This window comes from Pseudomonas medicaginis, from assembly GCF_965119365.1.
Lineage (GTDB): Bacteria > Pseudomonadota > Gammaproteobacteria > Pseudomonadales > Pseudomonadaceae > Aquipseudomonas.
Map to the genome: position 1 here is coordinate 3,911,556 of NZ_OZ221631.1, position 23,526 is coordinate 3,935,081.

The 23,526-nt window shown below is 58.2% G+C and carries 20 protein-coding genes; 14 read left to right on the top strand and 6 right to left on the bottom strand.

The genetic code is table 11. The annotated features are described in order from the left end of the window. Positions 1-42: 42 nt before the first annotated feature. The 6 genes from ACMTA2_RS17235 to ACMTA2_RS17260 all read right to left on the bottom strand — a co-directional run bounded on the left by ACMTA2_RS17235 (position 43) and on the right by ACMTA2_RS17260 (position 5,872). Positions 43-1,485 carry an NAD(P)(+) transhydrogenase (Re/Si-specific) subunit beta gene (locus tag ACMTA2_RS17235; protein ID WP_413790950.1) on the bottom strand — a complete coding sequence of 481 codons (1,443 nt, stop codon included), beginning with the start codon at positions 1,483-1,485 and terminating at the stop codon, positions 43-45. Further along, on the bottom strand, positions 1,482-1,814 hold the full coding sequence (locus ACMTA2_RS17240) for an NAD(P) transhydrogenase subunit alpha part 2 (RefSeq protein ID WP_413790951.1): 333 nt from the start codon (positions 1,812-1,814) through the stop codon (positions 1,482-1,484). Before ACMTA2_RS17240 ends, ACMTA2_RS17235 begins: the two co-directional genes overlap by 4 nt. Positions 1,815-1,828: 14 nt before the next feature. Next, positions 1,829-2,950: a Re/Si-specific NAD(P)(+) transhydrogenase subunit alpha gene (locus ACMTA2_RS17245; protein WP_413790952.1), complete on the bottom strand. Its 1,122-nt coding sequence runs from the start codon at positions 2,948-2,950 to the stop codon at positions 1,829-1,831. Positions 2,951-3,327: 377 nt separating this feature from the next. Continuing rightward, the gene (locus tag ACMTA2_RS17250; RefSeq protein WP_413790953.1) at positions 3,328-4,143 is read right to left on the bottom strand and encodes a FadR/GntR family transcriptional regulator; all 816 of its coding nucleotides are present in this window, start codon (positions 4,141-4,143) and stop codon (positions 3,328-3,330) included. Positions 4,144-4,253: 110 nt separating this feature from the next. After that, positions 4,254-5,417 (bottom strand): thiolase family protein, encoded by a 1,164-nt coding sequence (locus tag ACMTA2_RS17255; protein WP_413790954.1) that lies wholly within the window; start codon positions 5,415-5,417, stop codon positions 4,254-4,256. 38 nt (positions 5,418-5,455) lie between these two features. Further along, entirely contained in the window at positions 5,456-5,872 is a 417-nt protein-coding gene (locus tag ACMTA2_RS17260) for a Zn-ribbon domain-containing OB-fold protein (RefSeq protein ID WP_413790955.1), read from the bottom strand. Between the two features lie 238 nt (positions 5,873-6,110). Here ACMTA2_RS17260 and ACMTA2_RS17265 point away from each other — a divergent pair, with 238 nt between their 5' ends. The 14 genes from ACMTA2_RS17265 (at position 6,111) to ACMTA2_RS17330 (ending at position 23,512) form a co-directional block, all read left to right on the top strand. Then, on the top strand, positions 6,111-8,324 hold the full coding sequence (locus ACMTA2_RS17265; protein ID WP_413790956.1) for an acyl-CoA dehydrogenase family protein: 2,214 nt from the start codon (positions 6,111-6,113) through the stop codon (positions 8,322-8,324). 37 nt (positions 8,325-8,361) lie between these two features. Then, the gene (locus ACMTA2_RS17270; RefSeq protein WP_413790957.1) at positions 8,362-9,153 is read left to right on the top strand and encodes an enoyl-CoA hydratase/isomerase family protein; all 792 of its coding nucleotides are present in this window, start codon (positions 8,362-8,364) and stop codon (positions 9,151-9,153) included. A gap of 114 nt (positions 9,154-9,267) precedes the next feature. Then, positions 9,268-9,882 carry a TetR/AcrR family transcriptional regulator gene (locus ACMTA2_RS17275; RefSeq protein ID WP_413790958.1) on the top strand — a complete coding sequence of 205 codons (615 nt, stop codon included), beginning with the start codon at positions 9,268-9,270 and terminating at the stop codon, positions 9,880-9,882. A gap of 235 nt (positions 9,883-10,117) precedes the next feature. Further along, positions 10,118-11,251, top strand: a complete 1,134-nt coding sequence (locus ACMTA2_RS17280) for an acyl-CoA dehydrogenase family protein (RefSeq protein ID WP_413790959.1) — start codon at positions 10,118-10,120, stop codon at positions 11,249-11,251. Positions 11,252-11,262: 11 nt separating this feature from the next. After that, complete coding sequence (locus ACMTA2_RS17285) at positions 11,263-12,204, top strand: acyl-CoA dehydrogenase family protein (RefSeq protein WP_413790960.1); 942 nt, start codon at positions 11,263-11,265, stop codon at positions 12,202-12,204. Between the two features lie 117 nt (positions 12,205-12,321). After that, the gene (locus tag ACMTA2_RS17290; protein WP_413790961.1) at positions 12,322-13,554 is read left to right on the top strand and encodes a cytochrome P450; all 1,233 of its coding nucleotides are present in this window, start codon (positions 12,322-12,324) and stop codon (positions 13,552-13,554) included. 55 nt (positions 13,555-13,609) lie between these two features. Continuing rightward, positions 13,610-15,235, top strand: a complete 1,626-nt coding sequence (locus ACMTA2_RS17295; protein WP_413790962.1) for an AMP-binding protein — start codon at positions 13,610-13,612, stop codon at positions 15,233-15,235. A 41-nt stretch (positions 15,236-15,276) separates the two neighbouring features. Next, the gene (locus tag ACMTA2_RS17300; protein WP_413790963.1) at positions 15,277-16,482 is read left to right on the top strand and encodes an acetyl-CoA C-acetyltransferase; all 1,206 of its coding nucleotides are present in this window, start codon (positions 15,277-15,279) and stop codon (positions 16,480-16,482) included. A gap of 61 nt (positions 16,483-16,543) precedes the next feature. Beyond that, on the top strand, positions 16,544-18,715 hold the full coding sequence (locus tag ACMTA2_RS17305; protein ID WP_413790964.1) for a 3-hydroxyacyl-CoA dehydrogenase NAD-binding domain-containing protein: 2,172 nt from the start codon (positions 16,544-16,546) through the stop codon (positions 18,713-18,715). Next, a complete protein-coding gene (locus ACMTA2_RS17310; protein WP_413790965.1) occupies positions 18,712-19,836 on the top strand; it encodes an acyl-CoA dehydrogenase family protein in 1,125 nt (374 codons plus the stop codon). The genes ACMTA2_RS17305 and ACMTA2_RS17310 overlap by 4 nt, the downstream gene beginning before the upstream one ends. A gap of 10 nt (positions 19,837-19,846) precedes the next feature. Then, positions 19,847-21,052, top strand: a complete 1,206-nt coding sequence (locus ACMTA2_RS17315) for an acyl-CoA dehydrogenase family protein (RefSeq protein ID WP_413790966.1) — start codon at positions 19,847-19,849, stop codon at positions 21,050-21,052. Between the two features lie 32 nt (positions 21,053-21,084). After that, positions 21,085-22,332, top strand: coding sequence for an NAD(P)/FAD-dependent oxidoreductase (locus ACMTA2_RS17320; protein WP_413790967.1), 1,248 nt, complete (start codon positions 21,085-21,087; stop codon positions 22,330-22,332). A 33-nt stretch (positions 22,333-22,365) separates the two neighbouring features. Then, the gene (locus ACMTA2_RS17325) at positions 22,366-22,686 is read left to right on the top strand and encodes a 2Fe-2S iron-sulfur cluster-binding protein (protein ID WP_413790968.1); all 321 of its coding nucleotides are present in this window, start codon (positions 22,366-22,368) and stop codon (positions 22,684-22,686) included. Positions 22,687-22,726: 40 nt separating this feature from the next. Continuing rightward, positions 22,727-23,512 carry an enoyl-CoA hydratase/isomerase family protein gene (locus ACMTA2_RS17330; RefSeq protein ID WP_413790969.1) on the top strand — a complete coding sequence of 262 codons (786 nt, stop codon included), beginning with the start codon at positions 22,727-22,729 and terminating at the stop codon, positions 23,510-23,512. Positions 23,513-23,526: the final 14 nt, after the last annotated feature.

Genomic DNA, 23,526 nt, shown 5'->3' on the forward strand with positions numbered 1-23,526 from the left:
CTGCACGGAGAACCGGCTGGGGCTTTTTTTTTGCGGCTGGGTTTAGCCGTTCTCCACCGCTTTGACCATGTCTTCGATGACTTTCTTGGCGTCGCCGAAGACCATCATGGTCTTGTCGAGGTAGAACAGTTCGTTGTCCAGGCCGGCATAACCGCTGGCCATCGAGCGCTTGTTGACGATGATGGTCTTGGCCTTGAACGCTTCGAGAATCGGCATGCCGGCAATCGGCGATTTCGGATCGTTCTTCGCCGCCGGGTTGACCACGTCGTTGGCACCCAATACCAGCACCACGTCGGACTGGCCGAACTCGGAGTTGATATCTTCCATTTCGAACACCTGGTCGTAAGGCACTTCGGCCTCGGCCAGCAATACGTTCATGTGGCCCGGCATGCGCCCGGCCACCGGGTGGATCGCGTACTTCACGGTCACGCCGCGATGGGTCAGCTTCTCGGTCAACTCCTTCAGCGCGTGCTGGGCCCGGGCGACCGCCAGGCCGTAGCCCGGAACGATGATCACGGTGTCGGCGTTGGTCAGCAGGAAGGTCGCGTCGTCGGCCGAACCGGATTTCACCGGGCGTGCTTCTTTCGAGCCAGCAGGGCCGGCCGCGTCGGCGGTATTGCCGAAACCACCGAGCAGTACGTTGAAGAACGAACGGTTCATCGCCTTGCACATGATGTACGAGAGGATCGCACCGGACGAACCGACCAGGGAGCCGGCAATGATCAGCATCGAGTTGTTCAGCGAGAAGCCGATACCCGCCGCCGCCCAACCCGAGTAGCTGTTGAGCATCGACACCACCACCGGCATGTCCGCGCCGCCGATCGGGATGATGATCAGCACGCCGAGCACGAAGGCCAGGGCCAGAATCAGCGCGAAGGCGTTCAGGTTGCCGGTCAGCATGAAGGTCACACCCAGGCCCAGTGTCGCCAGGCCCAGCAGCAGGTTGAGCTTGTGCTGGCCGCCGAACTGCACCGGCGCGCCTTGGAACAGGCGGAATTTGTACTTGCCCGAGAGCTTGCCGAAAGCGATCACCGAACCGGAGAAGGTGATGGCACCGATGGCCGCGCCGAGGAACAGCTCCAGCCGGTTGCCGGCTGGAATCGCGTCGCCCAGTTGCTTGACGATGCCCAGCGATTGCGGTTCGACGACCGCCGCGATGGCAATGAACACCGCCGCCAGGCCGATCATACTGTGCATGAAGGCCACCAGCTCCGGCATCTTGGTCATTTCAACGCGCTTGGCCATGATCGAGCCAGCAGTACCGCCAACCAACAGGCCGACGATGACGTAGCCAATGCCGGCGGTTGCCAATTCAGCACCTAGTTTATAGATGAGACCTACGGTGGTGATCACCGCCAACGCCATCCCGAGCATGCCGAACAGGTTGCCGCGGCGGGACGTGGTCGGGTGCGACAGGCCTTTGAGCGCCTGGATGAAGCAGACCGAGGCGACCAGATAGAGGGAAGTAACCAGGTTCATGCTCATGCTTGCTGCACCTCAGCCTTGGCCGCCGGCGCTTTGGCCGCTTTTTTCTTGAACATTTCCAGCATGCGCCGGGTGACCAGGAAGCCACCGAACACGTTGACCGCGGCCAGGGCCACGGCTAGGGTGCCCATGGTCTTGCCCAGCGGCGTCACGGTCAGCGCCGCCGCCAGCATGGCGCCGACGATCACGATCGCCGAAATGGCGTTGGTCACCGCCATCAGCGGCGTGTGCAGTGCAGGTGTAACGTTCCAGACCACGTGATAACCGACATAAATCGCCAGCACGAAGATGATCAGGTTGTAGATACCGGGGGAGATAAACTCTTCCATCGTCTGAATCCTGCTTAGGCGTTTTTGCGAATGACTTGGCCGTCGCGGCACATCAGGCACGCGGCGACGATGTCGTCTTCGAGGTTGATCTCGAACTGGCCTTCCTTGGTGAAGACCAGCTTCAGGAAGTCCAGCAGGTTGCGCGCGTACAGGGCCGAGGCATCGGCCGCGACCGCACCGGCCAGGTTGGTCGGACCGCAAATGGTCACGCCGTTTGCGACCACCACCTGATCGGCCACCGTCAGCGGGCAGTTGCCGCCCTGGGCGGCCGCGAGGTCGATGACTACCGAGCCGGGTTTCATCTGCGCGACGGTGTCTGCGCTGAGCAGCGTCGGCGCCTTGCGGCCCGGGATCAGCGCCGTGGTGATGACGATGTCCGCCTGCTTGGCGCGTTCGTGCACGGCCTGCGCCTGGCGCTGCATCCAGCTGGCGGGCATGGGGCGCGCGTACCCGCCGACACCGACGGCGCATTCGCGCTCTTCATCGGTCTCGTACGGCACGTCGACGAACTTGGCGCCCAGGGATTCGATCTGTTCTTTCACCGCTGGACGCACATCGGACGCTTCGATCACTGCACCCAGGCGCTTGGCCGTGGCAATCGCCTGCAACCCCGCCACACCCGCGCCGAGAATCAGCACGCGCGCCGCTTTCACGGTGCCCGCGGCAGTCATCAGCATCGGCATGAAGCGCGGATAGTGGTGCGCGGCCAGCAGCACGGCTTTATAGCCGGCGATGTTGGCCTGGGACGACAACACGTCCAGGCTCTGAGCGCGGGAGGTGCGCGGCGCGGCTTCCAGCGCGAACGCGGTAATGCCGCACTCGGCCAGCTTGGCAATGGTTTCATCGCTGAACGGGTTGAGCATGCCCACCACCACGGTGCCGCTCTTGATCAGCGCCAACTCGCTGTTGCTGGGGGCGACCACCTTGAGAATCAGCTCGGCCCCAAACGCATCGTTGGCGCTGCCAATGGTCGCGCCTGCCGCTGCATAAGCACTGTCCGGAACACTGGCGGTAAGGCCTGCGCCCGTCTGGACGGTGACCTGATGACCCTGGCCGATGAGCTTCTTGATGGTTTCCGGAGTTGCAGCAACCCGCGTTTCACCCGTCAGGGTTTCTAATGGAATACTGATGTGCAAACCTACCTCCTATTAGCTAAAGTTGTTATTCAGGAAAGTCTGTAATGCGTTGTAATAGTTGTGTTTAAGGCAATTACTTTTAAAGTGCGCACTTCTTTTCGCCAGGCACGCATTGCTCGGGCTCTTGTGTGTCTTACTGGAAAATTGGGCAGCGGATAGGCACTGGCCCACGCGCGACGTTGCATCGGGCACGAGTAGGAACGAGAAGTTAGAACCTGCTCTTTACACGGACAGTATGCGGTTATGGCGCCAACACGTTATGAACCCATGTGGGCCGACACAATGTTCGGCAGTCATAAGTTGCCCTGGATGTCTAGCGTGTGTAAAAACAGCCTTGCGCGCGCTTTCCGGCGCAAGGCTGGTCTGTAATGTCAGTATCAGCCAATCAAATCAACGGTGGTGGTAGGGCTACTGCCATTCTTCAGCAAATGAACGGCCGCTTGCTCCAGGTGACGTTGCCAGAACGCCGCAGCGCCTTGGGCATCGTTTTCTTTGAGCAGCGAAACCAGCTTACGCAACGAGCGCTGGCTTTTACGTTGCAATGCTTCCCAGTCGCTGCCCTGTGCTTCGCCCGTGCGCGCGGCATGCTTTTCAAGAATGTCATCCAGCAAGCGCGAAATAAGCGAAAGCGTCAGGTTGCCCGACTTGACGATCAGGTACTCCCGAAAGTTGCTGAATGCATGCGCATAGTTGCGCGCAGAGCCGACGGTCGAGTCCAATTGATCGAGGCGCTCTTCAATTTCGACGATGTCGTCTACTGTCACGGAGCGTGCAAGGTCTGAGAATGCCGGAGGTTCAATGATGAACCTGGCTTTGAACACGTCGGCAATTGTTGCGCCTCGATCTTGCAGGATCAGCGCAAAGTGACGGGCTGTAGCATCGACAGATGGACGCTGTACAACCGCGCCGCCAATACCGCCTCGGCGTACGACGATCAGCGATTCCGCTTCAAGAATCCGCAGTGCCTCGCGAAGTGTCGGGCGGGAAACGCCGTATTGTTCCATCAGCAGTGTTTCAGGTGGCAGTGTGTCGCCTTGCTTTAAATCACCCTGCACAATGCGCTTACGAATATCCGCAGCCATTAATTCGGGGACCCGAGCGGTGCGTACCGAAATAGAGCGATCTACTTGTGATTCCGCAACGGCGCCATTATTTTTGCTTTTTGCTGGAGAAGATTGGCGGGTTGGTTTCATACAGGACCTTTTGATAGAGAAATTATGCGCTGAGCTGTTTCAGGTTGCGCGTCTTAGACTATAATCATCTATATCACAATAATGATCAAGGCAAAGGGCGTCGCCATCCATCATGTTTGGTTGGTCAAAATCATTGCGCCGCATTGCGGTCCGGTGGAGGTTGCAACCACGGCGTTCTTCGCGCCGTGTACCTGACGTGAGCCATTCAAACCGCGCAACTGTTGTACCGCCTCAGCCAGAAATGACACACCGTGGAGTCTTCCTTCGGCAAGTTGTCCGCCGTTGGTGTTCATGGGCAACGAGCCTCCAGGACCGATAGTCCGGCCATTGTCCAGCCACCGACCCGCTTCTCCCAAAGGACAGAAGCCAAGGGCTTCGAGCCAAGTCAGTGTGACGTAGGTAAAGCCGTCATACAGTTGGGCGACGTCCATATCGGCCGGCGTCATGCCCGAGCGATCCCACAGGCGCTTGGCGCAGTTGATCTTGCCGCCATACAGGAAATCGTCGCCATGCAGCCAGTCTCCGCTGCCGGTTCCATAGCTGTGGCCGCTGACGACGACGGGTTTTTGCCGCAGATCCCGCGCCCGTTCTAGGGTGGTAATGATCACTGCACAACTGCCGCTGACCGGATAGTCGCAGTCAAGCAGGCGCAATGGTTCGCACAACACCTTTGATTGCAAGTAGTCGTCCATGGTCAACAGGTTGCGTTGCACGGCACGTTCGTTCTGGCTGGCCCATACGCGGGCGTTGAGCGCGATCAGCCCATAGTCTTCTTCACGCCCGCCGTATTCTTTCTGCCGACGTTTCATGCGCATTGCGATGGACGGAATCACACCGAACATCCCAAATGGGTTGACCATTTCATCGTGCAGCGGAGAGCTGCCCGCCATTGAAACCATCGTTTGGGCGGTGCCGGTGTTACCGGCGTTTTGTTCGATGCTCCGGTAGGCCAGGGCGGTCTCGCAAGTGCCGGCGGAAACTGCGGCGATAGCCGCTAACACGCCAGCAAGGCCGGAAGGGCCGGTACCCATGATGTCGGCATAGGCGGCAAGATCCGCACAACCCAGTGCTCCCTGTACATAGAGCGCTTTAGGGGATTCATTACCAATCTGATATTCGAAGATACCGTCAATGTCTTTTGCTGTGAGCCCGGAGTCCTCGATGGCCGCCAGGCATGCAGTGGTGGTCAGCGCCTCCACCGAGGGGCTTGGGCCGCGGTAGACATTTGAGTAGCCCACACCCACCACAGCAATTTCCCGTCCTTTCTTGTTCATTTCAAATCCTTGGCAGTCAATTATGGAAAGGGCGAGGGCTACTCTGTTACGCAGGGAGAAAACATCGGCAGCCAGACATCGTCCTGCTGAACAAACTTGACCTGTAGTTTCATCCCGATGTCTAGCGACTGTTCTGGGCAGTCAACGATGCGAGTGACGACTCGCAGCGCGTTCTGCTCCACGAGCTCGACGATGGCAACCGCATAGGGGAGGTCTTCGGTAAAGGCCGGATGGAAGGCGCGTTTGATCACAGAATACGTATAAAGGGTAGCTTGTCCGCTGACAGCTTCCGGCAAAAGATCTGCAGAGTGGCAGCGCGGACAGATTGCGCCGGGTGGATGTAGATAGAACTGGCAGGCCTGACAGCGTTGAATCTGCAGTTTGCCCTGTGCCCCCGCTTGCCAGAAAAAGCGGTTGAGGTCGGATGTGACAACCGGTGGCTTGACTGGTACCAATTCAGATTACTCCAGTGTATCAACGCTGTTCGATTGCCCTGACTGAAATGCTTGCCGGGTTATGCCGAGGGGGCAGCGGCCTCAGCGCGTTCCAAGGGATTAACATTGTTGCAGCTATTTACATCTATACAATCTAGATTATCATACGGTTCTAGCAATGACAAACACGGCCCATGCAAGCCGGCGTTTCAGCGGGGCGTAACGCCCGTTGGAAGCTTTCAGCCCCACAGGAGCACGTATGAATTTTCATTTGTCGCAAGAGCAGCATCTCATCCAGGATATGTTCGCCAAGCTGTTTCGTGACCTTTCCACACCTACCCGTATTCGAGCTGCCGAGTCCCTTGGACTCGACCGTGATCTATGGGCCGAAATCGTTGCCATGGAAGCCCCCTTAATGCGTGTTGCCGAGGAGCAGGGCGGCGGCGGTGCGGGTTTGCTGGACGCTGTGCTGGTTGCCGAGCAGGCGGGTCGCGCGTTAATCAGTGCGCCTTTGATCGAATGCATTGTCGCCAACCGGTTGCTGCGATCCCTGGATGCGGATCTTTCGCAAGTTCCAGCTTCTTTGCTGTCGGGCCAACAACTGGTCACATTGGCGTTGAGCAATGCGGCTTCTGTGGGCGAGCAGACGGTTCCGGGCGGCGCCGTTGCGGATGCGATTCTGTGGCTGGATGGTGAGCAGGTAAAACTCAGTCTGGAAAGTGGCGGTTCGGTAACTGCTGCTTCGCCCAATCAGGGCTCTCTGGCGTTAGGGCTGAAGACTTATCCTGGTAACGACTGTGTGCTTTTGGCCAGCGGTAAGGATGCCAGCAACGCGTTCCTCGCTGCGATTGAAGAGTGGAAGTTGCTGAGCAGTGCGCTGCTCATCGGCATCGCCCAGCAGACTGTTGAAATGGCGGCTGAATATTCTTGCGAGAGATTTGCGTTCGGTAAACCCATCGGTAGTTTTCAGGGAGTGGCCCATCCGTTGGCCAACTCCATTACCGATGTGGAAGGTGCACGGCTGTTGCTGTGGCGCACAGTCTGGTCGATCGAACAGCACCTGTCAGTGGCAGGGGCCAATATTTCGCTGGCGTTTTGGTTCTCCAGCCGCATCGCGACAACCGCTTGCACACGGGCGATTCGTGTCTTCGGTGGTTACGGCATGACCCTGGAATACGACGCGCAGCTCTATTTGCGTCGCGCTCGGGGTATTGCGCTGCAGGCCGGTGATCCGGCGATCTGGCTTCAGGAAGCGGGGGATCGCCTTTGGGCTGACCAGCTCGCGAGCCTTCCTGCCGCCGGCGAAAGCGGACTGGATTTCAGTTGGGGCGAGGAGGCGGATCGAGTTGCCAGCGAAGCCCGGCAATTTTTCTCTGAGCACCTGAATGATGAGCTCAAGCATTTTGCGGCGACCTCGGATGATGCCCACCATCCGGCGTTCTTTCAGAAGCTGGCGAAGGCGCGCCTGCTTTATCCAGAGTGGCCTGAACAGCTTCATGGCCGAGCGTGTGATGGTGCATCCCTGGCGGCAATACAGGAAGTTTTCAACGAAGTGGATTGGCCGATACTGGTGCCGGTTGTAACCGATATGGTCGGCAAGATGCTTCTGCGATTCGGCACCGAACAGGCCAAACGCGACATTCTCCCTGCACTTGCCGATGGCACCAAATATTGCAGCTTGGGCTATACCGAGCCTTCCTGTGGCTCTGACGTTTTTGCCGCGGCCACCAAGGCGGTTCGTGACGGTGAAGACTGGATCATCAATGGTCAGAAGATGTTTACCACTCAGGGCCATTTGGCGGATTACGCATTGATGCTGGTGCGCACCGACTCATCGGTGGCCAAGCACGCGGGGCTGACCTTGTTTGTAGTGCCGCTCGATCAGCCGGGGTATGAGTCCCAGGAGGTCAAGACGATCGGTGCGGAACGGACCAACATCACCTATTACACCGACATGCGCGTGCCGGACCACTACCGTCTTGGCGATGTGAATGGCGGTATCAAAATCATGAGTGCTGCGCTCACACTTGAGCAAGGTGTCGGGCTTTATAACGTCGGGCCGCTGCGACGCTTGCTGGGCAACGCCCTGCAATGGGCTCGGACTGCGCAGCGTGATGGTCGGGCGGCGATCAATCAGCCTCAAGTGCGAGCCAGGCTGGCACGGGTATTTTGCGATATCCAGGTTGCCGACGCGTTAACCCGACGCAGTATCTGGGCCGGCGAGAAGGGGGTGTCGCAGAAGTGGTTTGGCTCAATGTCGAAACTCTTTGGCAGCGAAGCTTGGCTAGCGCGCTCCGAAGACATCATGGAGTTGGCAGCACCCGACTCGCTGTGGATGGGAGAAATGGCAGGTGGCGCGATCGAGCTTGAATATCGCCGCTCCATTCCAAGCACGATCTACGGTGGAACCAGCGAAGTTCATCGCAGCATCATCGCTGAAGGCGCGCTGGAAATGCCGCGCAGCCGCTCTTGATCAACCAGCTCAGTTGTCTTGGTAATAGGGGATACACGTGATAGATCAATTTGAAACAGTGCTGTTTGACGTCATCGACCATGTCGCAACGATTACTTTGAATCGCCCTGACGCAATGAACTCGTTCAATCGGAAGATGGTGGATGAGTTCGCCTGGCTGTGGCGGCATATTCGGGAAAACGAAAACATTTATTGCGTGGTGTTGCGCGCGGCACCTGGCCGGGCGTTTTCCACTGGGGTCGACATTAAGGATCCTTCATTCCCAGACCCTAATCCGAATGTCTGGACGCATGCCGATCCTGGCGAAAGCCTGAGCCCCAAGCAAAATAAATGCTGGAAACCGGTCATTGCGGCGGTACATGGGCTGTGCGCTGGCGGCGCTTTCTACTGGCTTAATGAAAGCGACATTATTATTTGTGATGAGGGTGCGCAGTTTTTCGAGCCGCATGTGACCTATGGCATGACTGCGGCGCTGGAGCCGATCGGTATGACGTATCGCATGCCGCTGGGTGATGTCTTGCGCATGTCATTGCTCGGCAATGACGAACGCATCAGCGCCTATACGGCTTTGCGTATCGGTCTGGTGACCGAAGTTACGCCAGCAGATGAGCTTTGGTCCCGTGCTCAGCAGATGGCTGCGCTGATCGCTGCGAAACCGCCTGCGGCGATACAAGGCACGGTGCGGTCGATCTGGGAATCCCTGGATGTGCACCGAAGCTCAGCCTTGCAGATGGCGCTGAAATACACGCAACTGGGCAATCCGTTGGGTGAGCCAGCTGTGGATCGCGCCGCTGTGATGGCCGCCAGCAAAACCTTTTCCGTCCGCTAGTTCAGGCGCTGAGCTCTGCGGCCTGATGTCAGCCGAGGTGTGTTTAGTCTTGCAGGCTTCAGGGCGTTGCAGCCTCGGCGGCGCTTGGGCGCGTCCTTGCCATGAGTGATCGATATGACCAGAGCCGAGCTGATCAAGCAGCAAGCGATCTCGCTGATCGCCAGAAACGGTTTTTCCTCTATTTCGTTGCGACACCTTGCGCGTGAGTGCGGGATTCAGCCGGGTTCCGTCTATGTGCATTACGAGAGCAAAGAAGCCCTGTTGCAGGAAATCATCCATGAGTACCTGCAAGGCTTTCTGCTGATATGGAAACGGGCAAAGCGAATGCAGCGCCCGCCGGGTGCTTCGCTGCGTCATTTCGTCAAACTCTACTGTGCTTACATTTTGGCGAACATGGACAGTACCATGATCGCCGAACTGGACATTCGTAGCCTTGAGGAAGAGGGGCTGAGTGTCGCGCTTGAGTTCAAACGAAAAATAGATGCGCAACTCATCGAAATCCTGAATGCGGGCCAGCAACAACGCGTCTTCATCCTCCAGGATTGTGACGGCGCGGCGGCGGCCATCATCTCGTTGGTCAGCGGCCTCTGCCTGCGTCATTGCGCGCATGCCACGTTGCACGATGTGACGCTCGCCAGTCAGTTGCAGACATTCGCGGCGTCGATCGTCAATGAGCGGCGCGATCCGCCTGCTATGCGTAAAAATGACGCGCTTGCGCTGACGCTCTAGCCTTTCCACCGCCCTTTCATCGACCTGGATCACAGCGCAAACCTTGCGTTTGCGGCTTCCGGCTGCCTGGGAATTGGCGGCTGGTGGGTGTCTCTCGGTTACGTTGACGGCAATCTGGAGGGCACGGATTTCGTGGCGTTCAGCAATTTGTTCATTTGTCCTTCGGAACGCAGTTGACGATTGCGAGAAAGTGGCGATAATCTAGATCGACTATATGATCTAGTTGGGAGCGATGATGGAATTCGGATGGCGTGAAGAAGAGGTGCGGTTCCGGAACGAAGTCCGGGCCTTCGTTAGCGAGGAAGTACCCGAGGAATGGACGTGCCTGACACCGGGCGAAGATCCTTATTCGGATACCACCATGGGTTTCTGTCACAAGCTGGCACAGCGCGGCTGGATGGTTCCGCACTGGCCGAAGGAGTACGGCGGTAACGCGGCGTCTGCGTGGGACTTCGCCATTCTCAGTGAAGAACTGTGGATGGCTGGAGAGCCCCGTGGCTCGCAGTACATGAACGTGAACTGGATCGGTCCAGCGATCATTGCCGCGGGTACCGAGGAGCAGAAACAGCTGCACCTCAACCGTATTGCCAGCGGTGATGTGCTTTGGTGTCAGGGGTTTTCGGAGGAGACGGCCGGTTCCGATCTCGCCGCCATGAAAACCAGCGCGTTACGTGACGGTGATCAGTACATCATCAACGGTCACAAGGTCTGGACCTCTTACGCGGGTAAAGCCGAATACTGTTTTCTGCTGACCCGCACTGAGGGCTCCGACACGACCAAAGCTGGCGTGACGATCTTTCTGGTGCGCATGGACACCCCGGGCATCAAGGTCGAGGTCATCCCCTCGATGCTCGATGTGCACAAGGTACATCGTCTGACGTTTGACAACGTTCGCGTTGATGCCAGTTGCCGTCTCGGCGACGAGGGCGAGGGCTGGACGGTTGTGCGCGACGCGCTGTCGGATGAACGGGTCGGAACACCGCGCTATGCCCGCGCCGAGAAGATGCTTGAGCAGGTCGTTGAAGTCGCTGACCGCAAGGGGATTTTCACTGATCCAGGCATTCGTCGTCAGGCCGTCCTTGCGTTGGCCGCCTGCAGCTCTGCGCGATTGCTGACCTACAAGGTCCGCCAGGCAAGGGCACGCGGCGAGGGTGCCGGGCCTGAGGCTTATTTGGGTCGTTGCGCCATCGTTCGTTCAGAACGAGCGGTATCGGACCTTGCCCTCGAAGTGCTTGGTGAGGAAGGGCTGGTTTCAAACTCTCTGTCCGATGGTGAATTCCGCACGGCAATGATCGCAGGGCTGGGCGGCGGAAGTTATGAAATGCAACTCAACCTGATTGCACGCCTCTGGCTGCGCATGCCCAAGTAGAAGGAAGCACCATGAACCTTGATCTATCAGAGAAGCAAACGGCGTGGCTGGCAACGCTCAAGACCTACCTGACCTCCTGGTATCGGGCTGACGCCACCGCTCCTTTCGATGCAGTGCTCTGGAATGGCTTGCAGGAGCACGGTTATTTCGGAACCGGCAAGAAAGCACCGTACGAGGCACTGGAAGCGGTATTTCTGACTGAGGAAGTGTCCCGCCTCAATGGCATGTCGCCGGTCGGTGTTCAGGCAATGATCACCGCCCCGCTGATGGCAGACCATCGACATGAAGCGTTGGCAGTGTGTCGTCAGGGAGAACACGTTCCCGTGCGTTATGCCGGATTTGCCCCGTTGCTGGCGGTGATTGGCGAAGATGTAGCGAAAGTCTATCGCGTCGACCCTGCCAAGGCTGTCGCAGTAAAAAGCAACTTTGTCTACCCACTGGCGACGCCCGCTGCTGTGTCAGGCGACGTCATCGCCATTCTGCCTGCCGACCTGGTAACCCGTCGCTGGCAGATCAGCATCGGCGCGGAAATCGTCGGCGCCATGGAAGGGGCGATCGCACACCTGACCAGCCATCTCGCCACTCGCGAGCAGTTTGGCAAAGCCTTGGGTTCGTTCCAGGCGATTCAACATCGGGTGTCGGAGCTCGCGGTTTCGCTCGAGTGCGCGCGTTATCTGGTACGCCATGCCGCCTGGCACGACAGCAACGAATTTGCCGCAACCGCTGCGGCTTACGCAGCAACGGCAGCCCACACCCTGTGTCTTGATGCGCATCAGCTAAGTGGTGCACAGGGTTTCACCCTGGAGTCCGGACTTTACCGTTGGACCTTGCGTCTGCAAATGCTCAGCCTCGAAGCCGGCGGTGTCGCTGGACATGCCGCAGGTGCGGCGGACCTGCTTTGGAGTGATGCGCTGCCGCTCGTTTCAAACAAGCGCTCTAGCACCACCGGTTGAGGTAAAAAGTGCCGCGCGCAGCGCGTTGACGATAGTGCTGGTGAGGCGCATTTGAGCCCACTATATTCGATGCCAGCCGATGAGCAGCCAGAATGATGAGACAGGAGACTGATAATAATGACAATCCAGGAATCCGCACGTATCGACACCTCCAAAGTGCCCGCGCATATTCCGCCGGAGCTGGTGGTACCGTTCGACCTGCTACGCATTTCAGGTGCGAAGCAATGTCCGTTTCAGACGATGAACTCCCTTCGGGGCAAAGGTAGCGTTCTCTACACCCCTTCGCACTTTTCCAGCGCCGATGGCGCCTGGGTATTGACCCGTGGCGAAGACATTCGTTATGTGCTGCAGACGCCAGGGCTATTTTCGAGCAAAGGTGTTTCAGGCTTCTCCAAGCTTCTGGGTGAGGACTGGGACATGATCCCGCTGGAGCTGGATCCGCCGGATCACACCAAATTTCGTGCCCTGTTGAATCCATTGCTTGCACCGGCGCGAATTGCGCAGATGCAAGACGGTATCCGCGCTTCGTGCATTGAGCTGATCAATAACGTTGTGGATCAGGGCGGTTGCGACTTCGTGCAAGCGTTCGCCAGGCAGTTTCCGGTGCGGATTTTCATGCAACTGATGGGGCTGCCACTCCAGGATCTGGATCGGATTCTGCTTTGGGAAGACACGCTGCTGCATGCCGCTGACCAATCAGCCCGAGTCGAAGCCGCCGCGACTATTCGCGACTACCTGCTGGATCTGATTGCTGCCCGCCGCAAATCGCCTACCGGCGACCTGACAAGCTTCGCGACCCACGCCACCATCGCCGGTGTCGGGCTGACCGACGACGAAATGCTGGGCATCTGTTATCTGCTGTTCGTCGGTGGCCTTGATACCGTAGCGTCCTCGCTGGGCTTTTACTTCAAGTACCTGGCCGAACACCCAGAGCAGCAGCAAAAACTTCGCGAGGATCCTTCGCTTATTCCGGATGCGATCGAAGAGATGCTGCGCGCGTATTCGGTGGTTATGGTCAGCCGATTTGTCACCGAGGACACCGAAGTTGCCGGCGTCTCGATGAAGAAGGGCGATTGCATCGCGATGTATTCGATGTTTGCCAGTCTGGACCCGGAGGACTTCGATCATCCGCAGGAAATGGACTTCAGTCGCAGCCCCAACCGTCACATCGCATTCGCTTCCGGGCCGCACCGCTGCATCGGTTCTCACCTCGCTCGTCGTGAGCTAGTGATTGCGATCGAAGAATGGATGCGTCTGGTACCCCCTTTTGAAATTGCGGATGACGACAGCGTGCGCATGCACGGTGGGGTGGTATTCGGTGTCGATGCTCTTCCCCTGAAGTGGACGTAAACCGTTTACTCACCAATGCATTACGTACTTAACAAGAACAAAAGGAGACGTAAAAGTGACTGCACAAACACTGACGTGGTCGGCCGGAGAACAAGACACAGTCAACCGGGTCATCGCCCGCGCCGTAGCCAGCCATCCGCAACAGGTGTTCCTGGATATCGGGGATCGCGAGTGGACCTACGCGCAAATCGATCATGAAACCACGCGTCTTGCCCATGGCTTATGCAGCCTCGGAGTGGTCAAAGGCCAGACGGTCACCACTATTCTCGACAACAACGTCGACGCGATTCTCTGCTGGTTGGCGATCAACAAGCTCGGGGCGATCAGTGTCCCGGTGAACACCGCCTATAAAGGCGAGTTCCTGCGCCATCAACTGAACGACTCCGGTTCCGCTGTTGTGATCGCTGAGTTCGACTACGCCGAGCGCGTGGTGGCCATCGCCGACGGACTGACTGAACTGCGCACGTTGCTGTATCGCGAGAAAGCACCGGAAGGCAGCATGGCAGGAAAAGCCATTGCTGCGCTGGACGATTATCGCCTGGACACCACCAGCGCTATCGATGATGACGTCGCACCCGGTGATCTGGCGATGCTGATCTACACGGCGGGCACCACAGGTCCGTCAAAAGGTTGCATGATCAGCCACAACTACGCCGTCAACCTCGCGCGTCAGTTGGTAAAGGCTGCAGGCAGGACGCAGAAGGATGTGCAGTGGACCGCACTGCCGCTGTTCCATATGAACGCCACTTCCACGACCATCCTGTCCAGCGCTCTCGTGGCCGGCAAGGCGGCTGTCTACAAGCGCTTCTCGGTGTCCAACTTTTGGCCGGAAATCGAACGTACCGGTGCAACCATCGTCAGTCTGCTCGGTTCGATGATTCCGCTGTTGCTTGAAGCCGCAGAAGTGGATGCGGCCAAACGTTGTTTTGGGCAGATTCGCGTGGTGTTGGGCACGCCATTCCCGGCATTGCTCCAGGACAAATGGCTGGCGCGCTTCGGCAGTCGCCATATGGGGGCCAACAGTTATGGCATCACTGAGGCATCGGTCATCGTGTCCTTGCCTCACGGGGTCGATCCGGCACCCAACTCGTCGGGGATGCGTGTTCCTGACTTCGATGTGCGTATTGTCGATGACAACGATGTTGAGCTGCCACCGGGCACTGCTGGCGAAGTCATCTGCCGCCCACTGCACCCACATGTGATGTTCGAAGGTTATTGGCGCCGACCGGAAGACACCCTGAAGATCATGCGCAACCTGTGGCTGCACACGGGCGACATCGGCATGTTCGACAATGACGGTTTCTTCTACTTCATCGATCGCAAGAAGGATTACCTGCGTCGTCGCGGTGAAAACATCTCCAGCTATGAAATGGAGACCAGCTTCCGCGCGCACGAGGCCATTGAGGACGTCGCCGTTCATGCGGTGTTATCAGCGCTGACCGAAGATGACGTAAAGGTCACTGCAGTGCTCAAACCAGGTTTCACGCTGAGCGAAGAGCAACTTTGTCTCTGGGCGGTGGATCGTCTCCCGTACTTTGCCGTGCCGCGTTACATCGAGTTCCGTGCCGAACTGCCGCGCAATCCGGTCGGTCGCATTCTCAAGTACCAGTTGCGAGACGAAGGCTGCACAGCGACTACCTGGGACCGTGAGAAAGCAGGACTCACGCTGACCAAACGCTGAGTGGCGGCAATTTGCATTCCGAGTGCTTTAGGGAGAGTTCCATGGACGCTTTCATCTACGATCACGTTCGTACACCTCGCGGGCGCGGCCGGCCAAACGGTGCGTTGCATGAAGTGCCTCCGGTCGAGTTGGCCAGTCAGGTGCTGCGTGCCTTGCGTGATCGCAATCAGCTCGACACGACACAGCTGGACGAAGTGGTGCTGGGTATTGTTTCACCCGTTGGCGAGCAAGGCTGTGACCTGGCGCGCACTACCGTATTGAATGCCGGCTACAGCCATACCGTGCCTGGAATTCAGTTGAACCGTTTTTGCTCATCCGGCCTCGACGCGGTGAATTACGCTGCGGCGCAGGTGATGAGCGGGCAAGCACAATTGATCATCGCCGGCGGTGTCGAGTCGATGTCCAGAGTGCCGATGAGCGCCGACGGCGGGGCGTGGTACAGCGATCCGCAGTTGGTGTACCAGAACCACATGGTGCCCCAGGGCATCGGTGCGGATTTGATCGCCACCTTGCACGGCTTTACCCGTAACGATGTCGACCAATACGCATTGATGAGCCAGGCGCGAGCGGCGCAAGCATGGCAAGAAAAGCGTTTCTCAAACTCGGTGATCCCGGTGGTCGACGATCTGGGCATGGTTCTGCTGGAACGTGACGAGCACATGCGGACGGAGGTCACGCTGGAAGGTTTGAATGCACTCGCGCCGGCCTTTGTCACGATGACCGAGGCCGGAGGGTTCGGTGCCGTGGTGCGGCAGCGCTATCCGCAGGTACTGGACGTCAACCATGTGCATACCGCCGGCAATTCTAGCGGTATTGTCGACGGCAGCGGCGGCGTGATCATTGGCAGCGCGGCGTTTGGCGAGCGGATGAATCTGAAGCCGCGGGCGCGGATCAGAGCATTTGCTTCGGTGGGTTCAGAACCGACCATACAGCTCACAGGTCCCGAGATGGCCAGTCGCAAGGCCTTGTCTCTGGCCGGAATGCAGGCTTCGGACATCGACCTCTATGAGCTCAATGAAGCGTTTGCATCCGTGGTGTTGTTGTACATGGAGCGCCTGAACATTGCGGCCGAGCGGATCAATGTCAATGGCGGCGCGATTGCCATGGGGCATCCGTTGGGCGCAACCGGCGCAATGATCCTCGGCACTCTGCTCGATGAGCTGGAACGTGGCGGAAAAAGCACGGGCCTGGTGACACTGTGCGTCGGCCTGGGCATGGGCACTGCCACCATCATCGAGCGAGTCTGAGGTCTGGTGTGCCCATGCAGATCGGTAGCGTAGCAGCGGATAAAAATAAAGGAGACGCCCTGTGGCGAGTCTGAATATGGTCGTGGACAGTGACGGCATCGCGCTTTTGACGATGGACGTGTCCGGCAAACCAATGAATGTGACAACGCCTGAACTACGCGATGAATTGCGCGCGGCGGTCAGGAAGATCGCCGCCGATTCAAATATCCGCGGCGCAATCATTACCTCTGCCAAGAGTGATTTCATGGCAGGTGGCGACATCAATGCAATGGTCGATTTTTTCGACAGACTGACGGATGAGAAAAAGGTATACGCCGAAATCTCGCGGCCATTCAGCGAGCTTCTGCGGCAACTGGAGACGTGCGGCAAACCGTTTGTTGCCGCCATCAACGGCGCCGCCATTGGCGCAGGTCTGGAGATTGCCCTGGCTTGTCACTACCGCGTGGCGAGCAATGATCCTGCACTGGTCATATCATTGCCGGAAGTGACCATAGGACTAATGCCGGGCGCTGGCGGTTCTCAGCGCCTGCCTCGCTTGATTGGTATTCGCCAGGCGGTTGCCTTAATGCTTGAGGGCACTTCGGTGTCCGCTGAGCAGGCTTTGCAAATGGGCATCATTCACGAAGTGGCGGCGCCTGGGCAACTACTGGAGCGGGCCAGACATTGGCTGTTGACCAAGGCCGATGCGGTGCAACCATGGGACAAACGCGACTATCAAGTGCCAGGTGGCGCCGGCTATTTTGATGCGAAGCTCGGAGCCTTTTACGCCCAGACCGCGACCGGCATTGCTGGCAAGACCCAACGTAACCTGCCTGCACCCATTGCCTTGGTCAGTGCTGTCGCCAGGGGCACCAGCGTGCCCATGGACGCGGGTCTCAGGGAAGAAGCGCGGCAGTTCACCCGGCTGATCATGAACCCGGTGTCGCGCAACCTCATGCGTACTCAGTTCATCTCGGTCAAAGAGTGCCGCAAGGCTGCCCGCACTGCCTGTGCCGACAGTGAGCTACGTCCGCAGAAAGTAGGTGTCGTGGGCGCAGGGCTGATGGGTGGTGGCGTTGCACAGGTCTGCGCATCGGCTGGGTTGGATGTGGTGCTGATCGACGCGACAACCGAGCGGGCTGAAGCCGGCAAGCAGAAGATCAGTGAAATGCTCCAGCGACTGGTGGCCAAAGGTAGCCTGGAACCTGCACTTGCCGACTCAGCACTGTCGCGCATCAAGGCCACTGGCGACTACAGCCAGCTGGCTGGGTGTGACCTGGTGGTGGAGGCTGTGTTCGAAAATCGTCAAGTCAAAGCTGACGTCTTCCGCAAGATCCTGGCGGTGGTCAGCGCTGACACTGTGCTGGCGAGCAACACCTCGTCGCTGCCGGTTTCCAGCCTTGCCGAAGGTATTGAACAGCCAGAGCGCTTTGTCGGGCTGCACTTTTTCTCTCCGGTAGGAAGAATGCCGCTGGTTGAGGTGATCAAAGCCAAACAGACGTCTGACCGTACCTATGCTCGCGCGCTGGCTCTGGTCGGCGTCTTGAAAAAAACGCCTATAGCGGTCAATGACGCCAAAGGTTTTTTTACCACACGGGTCATCAGTGCCTATCTGTTCGAAAGTGCAGGGATGCTGGCTGAAGGTATTTCGCCAGTCCTCATCGACAATGCTGCGTTGCAGGCCGGCTTTGCCATTGGTCCGTTGTCATTGATCGATGATTTGACCATCGAACTCACCTACAACGCGCAACAGCAGTACAAGGCCGACGCCGCTGACGCCTGGGTAGAACCCCACGGACTTTCGGTGTTCAACACCTTCGTGCGTGACCTCGATCGCAAGGGCCGCCGCTATGGCTCGGGTTTCTACGACTACGTCGACGGCAAGCGTTCGGTCTGGCCGGGGATGGCTCAGGTCTATGCGCCCCTTGCTCAGCAGCCAGACGTCGAAGAGCTGAAAACCCGCATGCTGTACATCCAGGCACTGGAAGCGGCGCGTGCGTTCGAGGAAGGCGTGATTACCAATCCCGCGCACGGCGATGTCGGCTCTGTATTGGGAATTGGCTTTCCGGCTTATACCGGCGGCGTGTTCTCTTTCATCGACACTGTGGGGATCCGCGAATTCGTCCATAACTGTCAGGGATTGGCAGCGCGTTTCGGCGAGCGCTATCGGCCCAGCCAGTGGCTGGTGATGCGCGCTGAGCGTGACCAACGTTTTTACCCTGCAGCCAACGGGTCGGGCGAGGTGCAACAATGAACTTCGATTTCTCACCGGAACAACATGCGTTGAGGGAGCAGTTGCGCAGACTATTCAATAATGGTCCGCAACTGGCCAGAGCCCAGCTCGATGCGGGCAGCGCATTCGACGGGGCCCTGTGGGCTCAATTCTGCGAACTCGGTTTTACTGCTGCGTCCATTCCCGAAGAACTCGGAGGCCTCGGCCTGGGGGCACTGGAGCTTTGCGTATTGGCCGAGGAGGCAGGAAGAACATTGGTCCCGCTGCCTTTGACGTCCTCGGTCTTGCATGCGACAGAGGCGTTGAAATTGGCCGGTGGCGAAGTCGCTCACAACTGGTTACCCGGATTGGCTTCGGGTGAGGTCATCGGCACGGTCGCATTCAGCGAAGGCGGCGGCGTCTGGGATGTTTTGCCAAGATGTCAGGTGAAGGATGGTCTGCTCAGTGGTTTCAAACGCTCGGTTGCGGATGCAGCAGTAGCGGATATTGCAATTGTCTCTGCCAGCTCAGAGGAGGATGGCCAGGGTTTCGGTTGGTGGTTGGTGCAACTGAAGTCAAGCCACGTCCACCTGGAGCCTATCGAAAGCATCGACAACCTGCGCGGTTACTCGCAAGTCACTTTTGATGCGGCGCCTGTCAGGCGCATCGGTGCAGCGGGTGATGGCACGCGCCTGACGAACAGACTGCTCGACATGGCGGCTATTTTTGCGGCGTTCGAACAAGTCGGCGCAGCGCAAGCGTTGCTCGAAACAACCGTCGACTATGCCAAGACCCGCCGTGCCTTCGGCGCGCTCATCGGCAGTCAGCAAGCGGTCAAACATCGCCTGGCAGACATGTACACCAAGATCGAACTGGCGCGTGGGCATTGCCTGTTCGGCGCCTGGGCGTTGTCGACAGACTCTGCGCAGATCCCCACTGCTGCCGCAGGGGCGCGGCTCGCCGCAACAGACGCCTGCACCTTTGCGGCGGAAGAGTCTATCGAGTTGCATGGCGGCATCGGGTTCACTTGGGAAAGTGATTGCCACCTATATTACCGACGCGCCAGATCGCTGGCTTTGCTGCTGGGCAACAAGCAGCGCTGGTCGGGCCGGCTGATCAGCTCCCTGGTGTCTTCCCGCAGCTCCTCTGACACGGCTAATTGAGGTTTCGGTCATGGATTTTGATGATTCACATGAAGAAGCCGTTTATCGGCAGCAAGTCCGGCAATGGCTGGCAGAGCAGGCTCCCAAGTGGGCGCAGCCCGTGGGCAGAAAAGAAACCGAAGCCCAGAAAATGACACGAGCCCGTGGCTGGCAGTCGCTGAAAAGCGCACACGGCTATGTGGGCATCACCTGGCCGGTCGAAGTGGGTGGGGTAGGAGGTAATCCTATCGAGCAGGTCATCTTCAGCCAGGAAGAGTCGCGCTACAACGTGTTTGTTACGCCGTTTCAAGTCGGGATGGGCATGTGTGTTCCCACGCTTTACACCTATATGCCGGCAGAGCAGGCCATGCGTTACGTGCGCCCCGCCATGCGCGGCGACGAGATCTGGTGCCAGCTGTTCTCGGAGCCTGCTGCCGGTTCCGACCTGGCCGGCGTCCGTACCCGTGCAGTCAGACAAGGGAATGAGTGGGTGGTCAACGGGCAAAAGGTCTGGACCTCTTATGCCAACCATTCCGACTTTGGGCTGTTGCTGGCGCGCACTGACTCATCGGTTGCCAAGCACAAAGGCATGACCATGTTTTTCATCGACATGCGTACGCCTGGCGTTGAAGTTCGTCCGATCCGCTCTATGACCGGGCATACGGATTTCAATGAGGTGTTCCTGACTGACGTGCGTATCGCTGATGCACAGCGTCTGGGTGAAGTCGGCGCTGGTTGGCGGGTCGCGTTGACCACATTGATGCATGAGCGATTGGCGATCGGCAAGGCTGCCGATGCTCCAGGTGTCGATCAGTTGATCAGCCTTGCTCAGGAGGTTTGCAGCGGCGGTGTGCCGTTGCTTGATAACGCCTCGATTCGCGAAGCGATCGCTCAGGTTTACGTCAATGATGCCGGACTGGAGTTTTTGCGAATGCGCGCGCAAACGGCGTTATCCAAGGGCCAGGAACCGGGGCCGGAAGCGTCCATTGGCAAGTTGGTGATGGCCAGGACTCGCCAGCAGGTGGGTGCCCTCGGCATGGACCTGCTGGAAGCGGACGGCCTTGACAGCGAAAACCCGAAGGTCTCGCCGTTCCAGTACTACTACCTATTTGCCCCTGGCCTTCGCATTGCCGGCGGCACCGACGAAATTCTACGCAACATCATCGCCGAACGCGTGCTTGGGCTGCCATCAGACCTGCGCGTCGATCGTGACGTCCCCTTTAACGAAATCAAATAACCAAGGTTTTAAACCTGGCAAAAGGTGATGATATGACGACTCATGAACAGGTGATCATTGTGGGGGCAGGGCATGCCGCCGGCGAGCTGGCCACCAGCTTGCGCAACCACGGATGGGAAGGGGGCATCATCATGATTGGTGACGAGCCGCACATCCCTTATCAGCGCCCGCCGCTGTCCAAAGGCTACCTCAGCGGTGAGATCCAGACCGAGGCCCTGTACCTCAAGCCGCGCTCTACCTACGACGAAGCAGGTATCGAACTGCTGCTCGGTGTGTCGGTGCAACACATTGATCGTGCAGCCAAGCGCGTGAGCCTGTCTGATGGGCGAGTACTGGACTACAGCAAACTGGCGCTTACCACTGGCGGCCGTCCTCGGCGGTTGCAGATCAAAGGTGCTGAGCTGGCGGAGGAGACAGAAAACTTCCACTATCTGCGGACCATTGCGGACGTGAAGCGAATCCACTCGCAGATGAAGCAAGGGCTGCGGTTAGTGATCATTGGTGGTGGTTATGTGGGCCTTGAGGTGGCGGCGGCTGCAACCAAGAAGGGCATGCACGTCACCGTATTGGAAACAGCCCCACGTGTGTTGGCCCGGGTGACCGCACCTGAAATATCCGCCTTCTATGAAAGGATTCACCGTGAAGCCGGCGTGACCATTCACACTGGCGTGGAAGTCCAGGCACTGGAAGTCGATAAATCGCAAGACGCCGTGACGGCCGTGCTCTGTTCGGGCGGCTTTAAAGTAGAGGCGGATGTAGTGATTGCCGGCATTGGCCTGATACCCAACACCGAACTCGCGCAAGCGGCAGGGCTGGCAGTGGACAACGGTATTGAGGTGGACGAATACGCCTGCACTGCAGACGAATCCATCGTAGCTGCCGGCGACTGTACCTCCCATCCAAACGCCAAGCTGGGTCGCCGCTTGCGTCTGGAGTCGGTACCCAATGCGGTTGAACAGGCAAGAACCGCAGCAGCCAGTATTTGTGGTAAGCGTGAGGCCTATAACGCAGTGCCATGGTTCTGGTCCGACCAATATGACCTCAAACTAAAAATGGTTGGTCTTTCTGCAGGGTTTGATCAATTGGTTGTAAGGGGTTCAACTGAGACTCGTTCGTTTTCCGCGTTCTACCTGAAAGAAGGCGTGATAATTGCCGCAGACACTGTGAGTCGTCCGGCTGAGTTTATGATTGCGAAACGCTTGATCTCTGATAAGGTGCCTCTGAGCGCGGAGTTGCTCGCGGATGAGCGTCTTAATCTCAAAGAATTATTGCCTGCTTAATATAATAACAATTGCGTAAAGTTGAGGTCTGAGATGCCGAAAATTACATTTATCGAACACAATGGTTCCAGTAAGGAAGTTCACGCCGAGGTGGGTCAGAGCGCAATGCAGGCTGCCATTAATAACCGGGTTCCGGGGATTATTGGCGACTGTGGTGGCGCATGCAGCTGTGCAACCTGCCATGGTTATGTCGACGAAAAGTGGGTGGCTCATGTTCCGCCCGCAGACGCCGATGAAGCCGCCATGCTCGAGTGCGCCATGCACGTACAGGAGCATAGCCGTCTGACCTGCCAGATCACGGTCACCCCGGAGCTGGATGGGCTGATCATCCGTTTGCCGATCTCGCAGTTTTAATTCTGCAGTTCAATCGAACGATCGCGGCACGGAGTGTTGCATGAACCAGAATGAATCAACGGTTATCTATCGTCGTGAGGGTGCGATCGCTTACATCACCCTCAACCGCCCTGACGTGCTCAATGCAATCAATGCTGATTTGGCACGTGACTTCCTGGCAACCTGCCAGGAGCTCAGCACGGACAAAAACATCCGCGTCGTGGTGATCAATGCGGCGGGCAGGGCGTTTGCCGCAGGAGGGGATTTGGCCCAATTCCGTCAGGACCCACTCAGCGTGCCAGAGGTGCTGATCGACCCCATGCATGAGGCGATCCTGCTGCTCGCGCACCTGCAGGCCCCGGTCATCGCCAGCCTGCACGGTGCGGTGTCCGGCGCCGGCATGAGCCTCGCACTCGCCTGTGATCTCGCTATCGCTGCCGACAATACGCGGTTTAACCTGGCGTATGCAAAGGTCGGCGCCAGCTGTGACCTGGGTGCTTCGTGGAACTTGCCACGCCTGGTCGGCATGCGTCGCGCGTTGGAGATCGCACTCCTGAGCGACACCCTGGATGCCGAATCGGCGCTGCGCCTGGGGTTGGTCAATGCTGTGGTTGCGCATGATGCCCTGGTCGAGCAGACCCATCAGATGGCAACGCGTCTGGCAGGAAGTCCCGGCGTTGCATTGGGAATTCTGAAACGGCTGATCAGAAACTCGTTCAATACAGAGCTTGCTGAGCAACTGAGTGCTGAGCGAGCCGGTTTCGCACGCTGTTCAGAAACCGAAGACTTCCGGGAAGGGGTAGCCGCGTTCCTTGACCGGCGTCCAGCCGTTTACAAAGGACGTTGAACCAGCGTCACACC

Bases quoted from the DNA above. Each gene is read 5' to 3' on its own strand.
- ACMTA2_RS17250 (WP_413790953.1), bottom strand. From the start codon at position 4,143: ATGAAACCAACCCGCCAATCTTCTCCAGCAAAAAGCAAAAATAATGGC.
- ACMTA2_RS17280 (WP_413790959.1), top strand. From the start codon at position 10,118: ATGGAATTCGGATGGCGTGAAGAAGAGGTGCGGTTCCGGAACGAAGTC.
- ACMTA2_RS17290 (WP_413790961.1), top strand. From the start codon at position 12,322: ATGACAATCCAGGAATCCGCACGTATCGACACCTCCAAAGTGCCCGCG.
- ACMTA2_RS17330 (WP_413790969.1), top strand. From the start codon at position 22,727: ATGAACCAGAATGAATCAACGGTTATCTATCGTCGTGAGGGTGCGATC.
- ACMTA2_RS17285 (WP_413790960.1), top strand. From the start codon at position 11,263: ATGAACCTTGATCTATCAGAGAAGCAAACGGCGTGGCTGGCAACGCTC.
- ACMTA2_RS17320 (WP_413790967.1), top strand. From the start codon at position 21,085: ATGACGACTCATGAACAGGTGATCATTGTGGGGGCAGGGCATGCCGCC.
- ACMTA2_RS17265 (WP_413790956.1), top strand. From the start codon at position 6,111: ATGAATTTTCATTTGTCGCAAGAGCAGCATCTCATCCAGGATATGTTC.
- ACMTA2_RS17235 (WP_413790950.1), bottom strand. From the start codon at position 1,485: ATGAGCATGAACCTGGTTACTTCCCTCTATCTGGTCGCCTCGGTCTGC.
- ACMTA2_RS17240 (WP_413790951.1), bottom strand. From the start codon at position 1,814: ATGGAAGAGTTTATCTCCCCCGGTATCTACAACCTGATCATCTTCGTG.
- ACMTA2_RS17310 (WP_413790965.1), top strand. From the start codon at position 18,712: ATGAACTTCGATTTCTCACCGGAACAACATGCGTTGAGGGAGCAGTTG.
- ACMTA2_RS17275 (WP_413790958.1), top strand. From the start codon at position 9,268: ATGACCAGAGCCGAGCTGATCAAGCAGCAAGCGATCTCGCTGATCGCC.
- ACMTA2_RS17315 (WP_413790966.1), top strand. From the start codon at position 19,847: ATGGATTTTGATGATTCACATGAAGAAGCCGTTTATCGGCAGCAAGTC.
- ACMTA2_RS17325 (WP_413790968.1), top strand. From the start codon at position 22,366: ATGCCGAAAATTACATTTATCGAACACAATGGTTCCAGTAAGGAAGTT.
- ACMTA2_RS17300 (WP_413790963.1), top strand. From the start codon at position 15,277: ATGGACGCTTTCATCTACGATCACGTTCGTACACCTCGCGGGCGCGGC.
- ACMTA2_RS17255 (WP_413790954.1), bottom strand. From the start codon at position 5,417: ATGAACAAGAAAGGACGGGAAATTGCTGTGGTGGGTGTGGGCTACTCA.